We start from the raw sequence: 12,652 nt of genomic DNA, 5'->3' as shown, positions 1-12,652 counted from the left end.
GATCACCCACAAATGGTCACCCTCGTCCTCCGGCGCCTCCTGTCAGCGATCCCGCTCCTGCTGATCGTCTCGCTGGGCGCGTTCTCCCTGGTCGCCCTGCTCCCCGGCGACCAGGCGACGGCGATCGCCGGCGAATACGCCACCCCGGAACAGCTGGCCGCGCTACGCCAGCAGCTGCGTCTGGACGACCCCTTCCTGGTCCGCTACGCACACTGGCTCGGCGGCATCGCGCAGGGCGACCTCGGCGACTCGCTGGTCACCGGCCGGGCGATCAGCGACGAGATCCTGCGGCGCGCACCGCTGACCGCCAGCATCGCCCTGGGTACCCTCGTCGTCGTCCTGCTGATCGGCGTACCGACCGGCATCCTGCAGGGCGTCTACGCCGGCCGCGTCGTCGACCGGCTCGGCCTGCTCGGCAGCGCCGCCGGACTGGCCGTACCGAACTTCTGGCTTGCCACCATGCTGATCACCATCTTCGCGGTGCAGCTGCGCTGGTTGCCGGCCACCGGCTACACCCCGCTCAGCGAGGGGGTGCTGCCCTGGGCGCAGCACCTCATCATGCCGTCGATCACCCTCGGCGTGTTCACCGCCGCCGAGATGGCCCGCCAACTGCGCACCGGCTTCCTCCACGCGTACTCCCAGCCCTACATCCGGACCGCCTGGTCCAAGGGGTTGCCGGCACGCACCGTGATCGGCAAACACGCGCTGAAGAACGCGGCGGCCCCGGCGATCACCGTGCTCGGCATCCGACTCGGGCACCTGCTGTCCGGCGCGGTGATCGTCGAGTCCATCTTCGGCATGCCGGGGCTCGGCAAGTTCGCCATCGACGCCATCCTCAACCGTGACTTCACCGTCGTACAGGCCGTCGTCCTGGTCTCCGCGGTGGTCGTGCTCACCGCGAACCTGCTCGTCGACATCGCCTACGGACTCCTCAACCCGAAGGTGCGGATCGCATGAGCCGACCAGTGGGAACCGACGGCACCGCATCGACCACCGGGCCCGACGGCACCGCCGGGCCGGAGCCGGGCGGGCTCGACCGACGCGACCGCGGTGACACCCTCGTCGCCCGGGTCCGCAGCCAGCCGATGACCATGGTCGCCCTCGGTTACCTGGTGCTGCTCAGTCTGTTGGCGGTCGCCGCGCCGCTGGTCAGCCCGTACGACCCGTACGCCACCGACTTCCGGGCGATCCTCGACCCGCCGTCGGCCGCGCACTGGCTCGGTACCGACGACCTCGGTCGGGACATGCTCAGCCGGCTGCTGTACGCCTCCCGGTCCTCGCTGCTGGCCTGCCTGCAGGCGGTCGGCCTCGGCCTGCTCGGCGGGGTGCTGCTCGGGGTGACCGCCGGCTACTTCGGCGGCTGGGTGGACCGGCTGGTGATGACGCTGATCGACGCCGTGCTCAGCGTCCCCGGCCTGCTGCTGGCGATGTCCATCGTCGGCGTGCTCGGGCCCGGACTGCGCAATGCCATGTTCGCCCTCGCGGTCATCTTCGTGCCGATCTTCGCCCGGCTCAGCCGCATCCAGGCACTGGCGGTACGCGAGGAGACCTACATCGAGGCGGCCCGGTCGATCGGGGTCTCCCACCTGCGGTCGGTGTTGCGGCACGTGCTGCCCAACATTGCTGGTCCCCTGGTCGTCCAGGTCTTCATCACGATGGCCGTGGCGATCGTCGCCGAGGGCGCGATGAGTTACCTCGGGCTGAGCATCCAGCCGCCGGAGGCGAGCTGGGGCAACCTGCTGCAACGGGCATTCTCGTCGGTTGCCTCGGCACCCTGGTTGATCTTCATCCCCGGCCTGACCATCACCCTGACGGTCGTCGCCTTCCAGGTGCTCGGCGACGGACTCAGCCAGGCCATCTCCGGCGGGCACCAGCAGAAAGCGGGAAACCGATGACTGCCGCGAGCACCACGACCCGACCACTGCTGGAGGTCGACGGCCTCACCGTCAGCGTCGGGTCCGGACGCGACACCGTGCATCTGGTCGAACAGGTCGACCTGAGTGTCGCCGCCGGTGAGACCCTCGGCCTGGTCGGCGAGAGCGGCTCCGGCAAGAGCATCACCTGTCTCGCCCTGGCCGGGCTGCTGCCGCCCGGCGCCCGGATCACCGGCGGTTCGATCCGCTTCGCCGGGCAGGAACTCACCGGCCGCTCCCCCGCCGAACTGACCCGGTTCCGGGGCAACCGGGTCGGCATGGTCTTCCAGGAGGCGTTGAGCAGCCTGAACCCGGCGTTCACCGTCGGCAACCAGATCGTCGAGAGCCTGCTGCGGCACACCGGCATGAACCGCCGGCAGGCCCGGGCCCGCGCGGTGGAACTGCTCGACCTGGTCCGGATCCCGGATCCGCAGCAGCGGGTGGCCAGCTACCCGCACGAACTCTCCGGCGGGATGGCCCAACGGGCGCTGATCGCGATGGCCATCGCCGGCGAACCGGAGCTGCTGATCGCCGACGAACCGACGACCGCTCTGGACGTGACGGTCCAGCTGCAGATCCTGCAGCTGCTCGGCGACCTGCGTGACGCGCTGGGCATGTCGTTGCTGCTGGTGTCGCACGATCTCGGCGTCATCGCCACGATGGCGCAACGGCTCAGCGTCATGTACGCCGGTCAGGTCGTCGAGTCCGGTCCGGTCCGCGACGTGTTCGCCGCGCCGCGGCATCCGTACACCTCGGCGCTGATCTCGTCCAGCGCGGAGGTCGCCGAGAAGGCCACCCGGCTGCCGGTCATCCCCGGCCAGGTGCCGCGCCCGGGTCACTTCCCCGCCGCCGGCTGCCGGTTCGCCAACCGGTGCGCCCACGCCCAGCCACAGTGGACTCGGACCGACCCGCCGTGGACGGTGCTGGACGGCGGTGACCGGGGCACCCGGTGCGGCCGGCAGGCCGAACTGGAACTGCCCGGCGCCGGGCCGGCGCCCGCCACCGAATCCGGCCCTCCGGCGGCGGCCGAGGCGGTGGCCGACGCGACCGTCGAGGATGCCGGCACCGCCGGTCCGACCGACGACAGCGATCCGACGGGTGCCGGGGACACCGGAGACGCCGGGGACGGGGCGGTGCTGCGACTGCGCGGCCTCGGCAAACAGTTCCCGCTCCGACGCGGGGTGCTCGGCCTGCGCCGGGTGGTGGTGCACGCGGTCGACGGCGTCGACCTGACGGTGGCCCGTGGCCGCACGCTCGGCCTGGTCGGTGAGAGCGGCTCCGGCAAGTCGACCGTCGGCCGGCTCGCCCTGCGGTTGATCGAACCCAGCAGTGGGGAGGTCTCCTTCCTCGGTCGGGACCTCGCCGCGATGAGCCGGGGCGAGCTGCGGTCACACCGACGCGGCATGCAGATGGTCTTCCAGGACCCGTACGCCTCGCTGGACCCGTCGATGACGGTCGGCCAGAGCATCGCCGAGCCGCTGGTGGTGCACTCCCGGCTCACTCCGGCCGAGCGTCGCTCCCGGATCGGACGGCTGCTGGAACGGGTCGGGCTGGACCCGTCGCTGGCCCGCCGGTCGCCGCGCTCGCTCTCCGGCGGTCAGCGCCAGCGGATCTCGTTCGCCCGCGCGCTGGCACTCGAACCCCAACTGATCATCTGTGACGAGCCGGTGAGCGCGCTGGACGTCTCCACCCGGTCGCAGATCGTCAACCTGGTCCAGGACATCCAGGAGGCTGAGGGCATCGCCTTCCTGTTCATCGCCCACGACCTCGCGTTGGTCCACCATGTCAGCCACGAACTGGCGGTGATGTACCTGGGCCGGGTGGTGGAGAGCGGTCCCGCCAGTCGGGTGTACTCCCACCCCGCGCACCCGTACACCCAGGCACTGCTGGCCTCGATGCTGACCCCGGCCAGTCACGGGCTCGCCGACCGGAGCACCCCGACCGGAGAGATCCCCAGCCCGATCGACCCACCGTCGGGTTGCCGGTTCCGCACCCGCTGCCCGCACGCGATGCCGCTGTGCGCAGCGGAGACCCCACAGCCGACGCCGGTGGCCGGCGGCGGCTGGTCCGCCTGTCACCTCACCGGCTGATCCGACGTCAGAGATCGGCGGCGGACAGCGCGTAGCCGAACCGGGCTCCTTCCAGCACGGCGTGTGTCAGCCGACGTGGCGCCAACGCGTCGCCGACCACCTGACATTCGAGGTCCGCCGGCAGCGCGGCGCGCAGCCCGTCGTTGGCGGTACGGCCGTGCGCGAGAACCACCGCACCGGCGTCGAGGATCGACCGGTGCCCGGTGAACAACTGCTCCACCTCGACGGCTCCGCCGGACCACCGGTGCACCCTGCTCATCGGGGCGAACCTCACCGCCCGGCCGTACAGCCGACGCAGCACCGCCGGCCGGGTCCGCTGATCCAGATCGGGTCCGATGTCGACGCATTCGGTGCACACCTGGACCGGCCAGCCCTCCCCGGCCAGCAGGTCGGCGGCGAGCAGCGGCTCGAGGTGCCGTTCGGCGCCGCCGACCACCAGCACCGGCACTCCCGGCGGTGGTCGGCGACCGGCCAACAGATCCATCGTGGTCAGTACCGGTCGGTCGACGGGGAAGCCGGCCGGGCCTGGCCGGCCGCCGGTGGCCAGCACCACCAGGTCCGCGCCGACCAGGTCGGGATCGTCTGCGGTGGCGGTGGTGCCGGTACGCAGGACCACCCGCCCGCCGGCGGGAGACGGCCAGTCCAGTAGCGGGGCCAGCCGGCGTTCGAGCCGGTGCAGCAGCGGCGCCCAGTCTGCGAGCAGTGGCGTAGCGACCAGGTGACGCAGTGCCCCGCCGATCGCGTCGGCGGCCTCTACCAGGGTCACCTCGGCTCCGGCCGCTGCGGCACCGACCGCCACCTCCACCCCGGCGGGCCCGGCGCCGACGACGGTGATCCGTCGGCGGGCACGCCGGTGCCGGACGAGAGCCGGCCCAGCTGGTGGTTCGGCGGGCAGCGGGTCGAACTCGGCTTCCCGGCCGGCGGCCGGGTTCGCCGGGCAGGAGAACGGCACCCGTACGCATTCGTTGCAGGCGACGCAGCGCACGATGCCGGCGTCGTCTCCGCGGACCGCACGCCGGGGGAAGGTGGGGTCCGCGATCAGCGCCCGGGCCAGTCCCACCAGGTCGGCAGCGCCGTCGGCGATCAGGCCACGGGCGGTCGCCGGGTCGGTGATCCGACCGGAGACCAGGACCGGCACGTCGACCACGGCGCGGACCTGTCGGGCGATCTGCGCCGCCGGCGCCGGCGGCACCAACCAGGATCCGGTGTACGCGGTAGCCGGCCGGCCGTCGCGCAGCCCGTCGTGGTTGCCCAGCGACAGGTTGACGTAGTCGACGAGATCGCTGATGCCGGCGGCGATCCCGGTCACCCCGGCGGCGTCGATGCCGCCCGGCACCTCCTCGCCGGCGGTGAGCCGGACGCCGAGCAGCGACCGCTCCCCCAGCTCGGCGCGCACCGCGCGCAGGATCCGGCGGATCAGCCGCAGCCGGTAGGCCGGCGAGCCGCCGTACCGGTCGGTGCGCCGGTTGTAGTGCGGGGACAGGAACCGGTTCACCAGGTACCCGTGGCCGGCGTGCAGTTCGACGCCGTCGAACCCGGCGGCGACGATCGCCGTGGCGGTGGCGAGGTAGCCGGTCACCAGGTCGTCGATCTCGGCGGCGGTGAGCGCGTGCGGGACGGCTCCGGTGTCGTCGCCCCGTACCTGCGACGGGGCGAGGGCCGGTTGAAAGTTGTCCCAGCCGCGTTCGGCGCCGGGGTGGTGGATCTGGCCGACGGCGAGCGCCCCGCCACCGTGCGCCGCGTCCGCCAGTCCGGCCAGTTGCTCGTGGGCCGCCGCGAGCAGCACCTGACGGTGCCGGGGGTCACGGACGTGGAACGAGACCGCGTCGGGGTCGGCGTAGCCGTCCGGGTCACCGGCGCAGGCATCCAGCGGGTAGACCGGGTTGGCGTACACCCCCTGGCCTGCCGGCAGCACGATCATGGCCACCCCGCCGGCCGCGCGCTCGGCCACGTAGCGCCGCAGCCGCCGGGGCGGCAGCCGGCCGAGGTGCGGGGTCATCACCATCCGGTTACGCAGCCGGTGCCGGCCGACGGCCAGCGGTGCGGCCAGCGGGTCGCCGCCCGGCCCGCCGGTCATGTCGGCAGCAGGGTCTGCAGCGCGACGCCGAGCCCACCGTCGACGGCGATCACCTGGCCGGTGACGTAGCGTGCGGCGTCGCCGAGCAGGAAGACCACGACCGGGGCGATGTCCGTCGCGGACCCGGTGCGACCCAGCGGTACGGCGGCACCACGGCGCTGCGCGGCCTGCGGGTCGCGGCTGCTGGCCGAGAAGTTGGTGCCGCTGACGATGCCCGGCGCGACGGCGTTCGCCCGGATGCCGTCCGGACCCCATTCCAGCGCCATCTGCCGGGTCAGCGCGATCACCGCTGCCTTGGCGGCGTTGTAGGCGCCGGCGCCGGGCGCGACGTGGATGCCACACAGCGACGAGATGTTGACGATCGCGCCGCCCGACGTCATCGCGGGCAGGGCGGCCTGGCTGCAGTACAGCGCGCTGGCGCAGTCGATCCGCATGATCGCGTCCCAGTCGTCCGGGCCGACCGACCGCAGTGCGCCGCCGCGTACCACGCCGACGTTGTTGACCAGGCCGGTGAGGCGGCCGAGCCGGTCGACGGCGGCGGCCACGACGGCCGCGGCGGCCCGTGGGTCGGCCACGTCCCCGGCGACGGGGTAGGCGGTGCCGCCGTCAGCGACGATCGCGGCGGCGGCGGCCCGGGCGGCGGCCGGGTCGAGGTCGTTGACGGCGACCGCCGCGCCGGCCGCCGCGACCTGCCGGGCGGTCGCCGCCCCGATCCCCGATCCGGCGCCGGTTACCAGCACCGCTCCACCCGCCAGTGTCGTCATCCCGATCCCTCTTTCCCGCCACCCGACGGTCCGCCGGGCGCGCTCATTCGTCGATCGCCAGCAGTACGTTCTTGACCCGGCTGAACTCCAGCAGTCCGGCGAGCCCGCCGACCTTGCCGTAGCCGCTCTGTTTCACCCCGCCGAACGGCGCGAACGGCCCTGCGGGCGCACCGGCCCCGTTGACCCCGACGTTGCCGACGGCCAGCGCCGAGGCGACCCGCATCGCCCGGTCGACGTCGCGGGTGTGCACGTAGCCGGCGAGCCCGTACCGGCTGGCGTTGGCCGCCTCGACCGCCTCGGCTTCGCCAACGAACCGGCAGACCGACAGCACCGGGCCGAAGATCTCCTCGGTGGCGAGTTCGCTGTGCGGGTCGACGTCGGAGAAGACGGTCGGGGCGACGTAGTAGCCGTCGGCCAGTTCGCCGCCGAGTCGGTGCCCGCCGAGCACGAGGTGACCGGTGTCGTTCTCCCGGGCCCGGTCGATGGTCCCGACGACCCGCTCGCAGGCGGCCGCGTCGATCAGCGGTCCCATCCCGGCCGCCGGGTCGAACGGGTCGCCGACGGTCACCGCCCGCAGGCCGTCGAGCAGCCGGCCGAGCACCTCGTCGTACACGTCGTCGTGGACGAACATCCGGGTCGGGATGGTGCAGCCCTGGCCGCTGTTGGCGGTGATCAGCAGCGCGAACCGGCAGGCCCGGTCGAGATCGGCGTCCGGGAAGACCAGCGACGCGCTCTTGCCGCCGAGCTCCAGCAGCAGCGGCTTGAGCGTGGGAGCGGCCGCCGCCTGGATCCGGGTCGCCGTCGCCGGACCGCCGACGAATCCGATCTTGTCGACCTCGGGGTGGCGGACCAGGGCGTCGCCGACCGCCGGGCCGCCGGGCAGGACGTTGACCACGCCGGGCGGCAGTCCGGCCTCGGCGCAGAGTCGACCGAACCGCAGCGCCGCGAACGGCGCCTGCTCCGGTGGCTTGACGATGACCGTGCACCCGGCGGCCAGCGCCGGTGCGACGGTGGTGCCGATGTTGGCCAGCGGATGGTTCCAGGTGAGGATCGCGCCGACCACGCCGACCGGTTCCAGCAGGGTCAGGTCCATCGCGCCGGGCATCCGCAACACGTCTCCGGCGGCCTTGTCCAGCCAGCCGGCGTAGTAGTCGAAGAAGGTCTGGCCGGTGGTGTAGCGGCCGTACGACAGGGCCGCCGGGGTGCCGACCTCGAGTGCGTTGATCGCGGCGAGATCGGCGGCGTTGGCCCGGATCAGGTCGCCGAGGCGGGACAGCACCTGGCGACGGCGGTCGACTGGCCAGCTCCGCCAAGTGGGGGCCGCGGCCCCGGCGGCAGCGACGGCCTCGTCGACCTCGGCGGCTCCGGCCAGGGCGAAGCTCTGCTGGACACGCCCGGTGCCCGGGTCGACGTGGTCGCGTCGACCGCCGGTGCCGGTGTCGCGCCACTGTCCGTCGATCAGAATGCCGGGGCGTAGCAGGCCGGTCGGGTCCGCCGGTCGGTCGATCACCGTCATCGACGGCCGCCGGGGGCCGGGATCGGTGTCGGGTCGGCTGACAGCATCACGATCACCTCACAAGCGCTTGCTTGGTAATCGACCCTACCCCATCCCGCACCGCTGCGAAACCCGTGGTCAGTCCGGTGGCCGGAACGCCGTCACGCCGTCCGCCCGGTGCGACACCAACCGCCCCTGCTCGACCAGCAGGTCGAGATGCAGTGCCGTCTCGTTGACCGCCAGCATCCGGTGGTACGGCGGCAGATCGTCGAGCGCCCGGCGACGTCGGGTCCAGGGCAGGGTCCGCGCCACCTGGTACGCGGTCCGCGCGCCGGCACCGACCGCGGCCGCCATCTCGGCCAACCGGTCCCGGTGGTGGGCCAGCAGTTCGTCCACCCGTCGGTGGACGCTGTCGCCCACCGGCCCGTGCGCCGGCAGCAGCAGCGCGTCCGGCAACGCGCGCACCGCCCGCAGCGACTCCAGATACCGGCCCAGCGGGCGGTGCGCCGCCACCGCCTCGAAGCCGACCGACGGGGTGATGCCCGGCAGCACGTGGTCACCGGCGAAGAGCAACCCGGCCTGCGGGTCACGGAAGACGTAGTGCCCGGCGGTGTGGCCCGGGGTCGGCAATGCCCACAGCCGGCGGCCGGACAACGCCACCTCGCGCTCACCGGAGAGCCACTCGTCCGGCGGTTGCCAGTCGAGTTCCGGCTGCTCCGCGTCGGCGGTCAGCCGCTGCACCCGGTCGGCGAGGTCGGCCGCCCCGGCGTCGCGCAACTTGGCCAGCGGGGCGGCGTACGGCTCGTCGGTGCCGGCCACCATGAACTCCAGGCTGGGTCGCTCGCCCGCCCCGAGCGCGATCGGCACCCCTGTTTCCCGCCGGATCGCGACCGCCTGTGAATAGTGGTCCTGATGGATGTGGGTGACCAGGAACCGGCGGATCGCGGCGAGGTCGTGCCCACGGTCACCGAGCGCGGCCTCGAGAGCCGTACGGGCGGCGGGCACCGCCCAGCCGGCGTCGACGAGGACCAGCCCGGCGTCGTCCTCGATCGCGTAGACGTTGACCGCCCGCAGCGCGTCGTCGGGCATCGGCAGCGGAATCCGGTACACCCCGTCCGCGACCGGGTGCGCCCCCGGCGTCATCCAGTCCGACACCGTCGTCATCGGGCACCCCTTCGCGCTGGCCAACCAGCCACCGACCATACCGGTCGCTTGCTTTGTTGGGGATGGCCTCACTCGCTCGGCACCGGTGATCGTGCCCACTTGACTCGGGCGCGGCGGGTCAGTAGCCGCGCCACGCCTGACGGGTGTACTCCAGCACGCGGGGCTCCAGCAACGTCGACGGTGGCACCTGCACCGGACCCCGGTCCGGTGGGAACACCTGCGCCGCCGCCAGGACCTGCGGATGCAGGAACCGCAGCGACGGGGCGTCGGCCGGCACCCGCAACGACGGTGCGGTGACGGTCGGCGACGGCAGACCCGCCAGCACGAAACCCCAGTCGCCGAACGACGGCACGTCCACGTGGTAGGGGCGGGTCACCAGGCCGGCGGCGCGCACCGACGTCTCGATGCACCAGTACGCGTACTGGGCGAAGTACGGCGAACCGGCCTGCACGACGAGCCTGGACTCCGGGCCGAGCACACCGCGCACCAGGCCGTAGAACTCCACCGAGTACAACTTGGCAGTCGCGGTCTGATCCGGATCGGGCAGGTCGACGATCACCACGTCGAAAGGGTCCGGCGCCGTGCGCAGCCAGGCGAACGCATCGGCGTGCACCAGGCGTACCCGTGGGTCGTCGAACGCCGCGGCGTTGAGCGTACGGATCTGCGGCTCGCTGCGCGCCAGTGCCACCACCGCCGGGTCCAACTCGACGACCGTCACCGAGGTGACGTCCGGGTAGCGCAGCACCTCCCGCAGACCGAGCCCGTCACCGCCGCCGAGCAGCAGCACCGTGCCCCGTGGGCCGGCCATCGCCGGGTGGACCAGGGCCTCGTGGTAGCGGTACTCGTCGACCGAGCTGAACTGCAGGTCGCCGTCGAGGAAGAGCCGCAGGTCGGGCTCACCGGCGACCGGTGAGAGCGCCCGGGTGAGGACGATCTCCTGGTACCGGCTGCGCTCGGCGTGGACCACCGGATCCCGGTAGAGCTGCTGGCGGGCCGTGACCTCGAAGTCCTCGGCGACCGTGAAGGCACCGACGAGCACGACCCCGACCAGCGTCGCCGCGACGGCCACCGCCGCCCGGGCGCGTCGGCCCAGATCGGCCCGGAACACGGTGCCGACCAGCAGGACGCCGGCCAGGGCGTTCACCACCCCGACCAGCAGCGCCCCCCGGAGCTGACCGAAGAACGGGATCAGCAGGAACGGGAAGGCCAGGCCACCCAGCAGGGCACCGACGTAGTCGGCGGCGAACAGGTCGGCGACCGCGCTGCCCGCCGACTGCGCCCGGATCCGCTGCAGCAGCACCATCAGCAGCGGAATCTCCGCCCCGATCAGCAGCCCGAGGACGAACGCGGTGACGACCAGCGCCGGCGCGTACAGGTCGAGCCAGGCGAAGGCTGCGTAGAGCAGCAGCACCGACAGACCACCGAGCAGCGCCAGGACCAGTTCGACGGCGGCGAAGGCGACGACGGCGTACCGCTGCAGCGGCTTCGCGGCCAGCGCGCCGACGCCCATCGCGAAGACCATCACCCCCAGCACGATCGACGCCTGCCCGACCGTGTCGCCGATCAGGTAGCTGCCGAGCGCGACCAGGGCGAGTTCGTACACCAGGCCGCAGGCCGCACAGACGAAGACCGCAGCCAGCACCGCCGGCCGGGCGATCCGGGCGTAGCGGCGGCCGGTGCCGGTGCCGGTGGTCCCCGGTGCGGCCACCGGCGGCCCGGATGCGTCGTCCGGTGCCGCCGCCGTGGCGGCGGCGCTCATCAGCTGATCGCCGCCGCCACGATGGCGCCGGTGGCCAGGTGCACGACGGCGCTGACCCAGACCGCTGGGTGCGGTTCACGGTCGACCAGGATGTCCCCGAGGCGTCCCGGGGTGACGGCGTCGAGCAGGACGAAGGAGACCGCCATGACGGCCAGCCCGAGCAGGCCGTACGCAGTGGTGCCGACCAGCCCGGTGACGAAGCTGTTCTCCCCGGCGGTGATGGCGGCGACCACGATGATGCCCACCGCCACCAGGTTCGACGCGAGCAGGATGGTGGCGTTGCGGTTGCGCTCGACCCAGATCAGCTGGTGCAGCTTGCCCGGGGTGACCACGTCGACCAGCAGGTATCCGAGGGCCATCAGCGCCAGCCCGACACCGCCGTAGGCGAGGGTCAGCAGCAGATCGACGACAAGGGTGCGGAACATGTGCGAACTCCTGAGGGGAAAGGGGGTTACTTGCCGGTACCCGGGCCGCCGCCCCGGGTGGTGCTGCCACGCTGCCAGTTCCACGAGTTACCCACAGTGGAGCGGTAGCGTGGATAGGCGGTCACCATCCGCTCGACGAGGATCAGGGAGCCGACGGCGGCCGGCAGGATCACCACCGAGTCGTCGCCGTAGCGCAGGTAGAACCGCTCGCCGTCGCGGTGCTGGTCCTCCGGTCGGAAGCTGCGGCGCAACTCCTCGGCGACCTGCGCCGGCGGCCGTTCGGACCGGAAACCCTTGGCGGAGGATCCGATGTCGTCGCTCACCGAACGGGCGTAGGTGCGTTCGACGTAGCCGCGCGCCGAGAAGGTCCCGGCCGCCAGGCCGCAGCAGGACACGATCACGCCGACCAGGGCGAGCACCACGCCGCCCACGATCCACTTACGGGAAGTCACCGTAACCTCACCACCGTCTCGGTCTCGACCAACTCGCCTGTCTGTGGGTACGCGTGCCAGGTGGACCACCGGATCCGGTGGTCGTCGAAGTCGGCCCGCAGCGCGGTGAGCGCGTCGGGGCTGCCGGGAAAGACGCCGACCAACGCCTGCGGATCGTCGGTCAGCCGGCGACGCAGCCCGCCGACCTCGGCGGCGACATCGACCGGCGACAGCCGCCGTACCCGCGCGGCGAACCGGTAGCCGTCGGCATCGTCGACCGCCGCCGGCAGGTCACGGGGCAGGCCGGGCAGGCAGGCCACCGTCTCGACCAGCACACTGTCACCGGTACGCAGAACGGCCTGGTGGGACGCGCCGAGCAGGCGCAGCCGCAGCACACCTGTGGCGGGCCCGCCGACGCTCGCCGGCAGCGGCAGGTCGAGCACGTGCAGGGCGGGCTGCTCCGGCAGACCGAGGGCGAAGCACAGATCGGCGGCCGTGGTGTCGACGTACGGCGTGTCGAGGGTGACCAGCACG

General features: G+C 72.8%; 11 protein-coding genes. 3 read left to right on the top strand and 8 right to left on the bottom strand.

Going from position 1 to position 12,652, the window contains the following annotated elements; all coding sequences use genetic code 11:
• Positions 1–12: 12 nt before the first annotated feature.
• Genes ACN28F_RS30230 through ACN28F_RS30220 form a run of 3 tightly spaced genes read left to right on the top strand, consistent with a single transcriptional unit; the run spans position 13 to position 4,003 of the window.
• Entirely contained in the window at positions 13–957 is a 945-nt protein-coding gene (locus tag ACN28F_RS30230; RefSeq protein WP_289205837.1) for an ABC transporter permease, read from the top strand.
• Complete coding sequence (locus tag ACN28F_RS30225) at positions 954–1,895, top strand: ABC transporter permease (RefSeq protein WP_289205836.1); 942 nt, start codon at positions 954–956, stop codon at positions 1,893–1,895. Before ACN28F_RS30230 ends, ACN28F_RS30225 begins: the two co-directional genes overlap by 4 nt.
• Positions 1,892–4,003: an ABC transporter ATP-binding protein gene (locus ACN28F_RS30220; RefSeq protein ID WP_289205835.1), complete on the top strand. Its 2,112-nt coding sequence runs from the start codon at positions 1,892–1,894 to the stop codon at positions 4,001–4,003. Before ACN28F_RS30225 ends, ACN28F_RS30220 begins: the two co-directional genes overlap by 4 nt.
• Positions 4,004–4,010: 7 nt before the next feature.
• On the opposite strand, the gene ACN28F_RS30215 is transcribed toward ACN28F_RS30220, so the two are convergent.
• The 8 genes from ACN28F_RS30215 to ACN28F_RS30180 all read right to left on the bottom strand — a co-directional run bounded on the left by ACN28F_RS30215 (position 4,011) and on the right by ACN28F_RS30180 (position 12,651).
• The gene (locus ACN28F_RS30215; protein WP_421360904.1) at positions 4,011–6,080 is read right to left on the bottom strand and encodes an FAD-dependent oxidoreductase; all 2,070 of its coding nucleotides are present in this window, start codon (positions 6,078–6,080) and stop codon (positions 4,011–4,013) included.
• The gene (locus ACN28F_RS30210; protein WP_289205833.1) at positions 6,077–6,844 is read right to left on the bottom strand and encodes an SDR family NAD(P)-dependent oxidoreductase; all 768 of its coding nucleotides are present in this window, start codon (positions 6,842–6,844) and stop codon (positions 6,077–6,079) included. The genes ACN28F_RS30215 and ACN28F_RS30210 overlap by 4 nt, the downstream gene beginning before the upstream one ends.
• Positions 6,845–6,887: 43 nt before the next feature.
• Positions 6,888–8,360 (bottom strand): aldehyde dehydrogenase family protein, encoded by a 1,473-nt coding sequence (locus tag ACN28F_RS30205; protein ID WP_421360901.1) that lies wholly within the window; start codon positions 8,358–8,360, stop codon positions 6,888–6,890.
• Positions 8,361–8,477: 117 nt separating this feature from the next.
• The gene (locus ACN28F_RS30200; protein ID WP_421360899.1) at positions 8,478–9,503 is read right to left on the bottom strand and encodes an MBL fold metallo-hydrolase; all 1,026 of its coding nucleotides are present in this window, start codon (positions 9,501–9,503) and stop codon (positions 8,478–8,480) included.
• A 118-nt stretch (positions 9,504–9,621) separates the two neighbouring features.
• Positions 9,622–11,262, bottom strand: a complete 1,641-nt coding sequence (locus ACN28F_RS30195; protein ID WP_289205830.1) for a polyamine aminopropyltransferase — start codon at positions 11,260–11,262, stop codon at positions 9,622–9,624.
• Positions 11,262–11,687, bottom strand: coding sequence for a DUF350 domain-containing protein (locus tag ACN28F_RS30190; protein WP_289205829.1), 426 nt, complete (start codon positions 11,685–11,687; stop codon positions 11,262–11,264). The genes ACN28F_RS30195 and ACN28F_RS30190 overlap by 1 nt, the downstream gene beginning before the upstream one ends.
• Positions 11,688–11,713: 26 nt before the next feature.
• Positions 11,714–12,139: a DUF4247 domain-containing protein gene (locus ACN28F_RS30185; protein WP_289205828.1), complete on the bottom strand. Its 426-nt coding sequence runs from the start codon at positions 12,137–12,139 to the stop codon at positions 11,714–11,716.
• Positions 12,136–12,651, bottom strand: coding sequence for a DUF2617 family protein (locus tag ACN28F_RS30180; protein WP_289205827.1), 516 nt, complete (start codon positions 12,649–12,651; stop codon positions 12,136–12,138). The genes ACN28F_RS30185 and ACN28F_RS30180 overlap by 4 nt, the downstream gene beginning before the upstream one ends.
• Between the last annotated feature and the right edge of the window lies 1 nt (position 12,652).

This window comes from Solwaraspora sp. WMMA2101, from assembly GCF_049179175.1.
Taxonomy (GTDB): domain Bacteria; phylum Actinomycetota; class Actinomycetes; order Mycobacteriales; family Micromonosporaceae; genus Micromonospora_E.
This window is presented reverse-complemented; position numbering and strand designations above follow the sequence as displayed.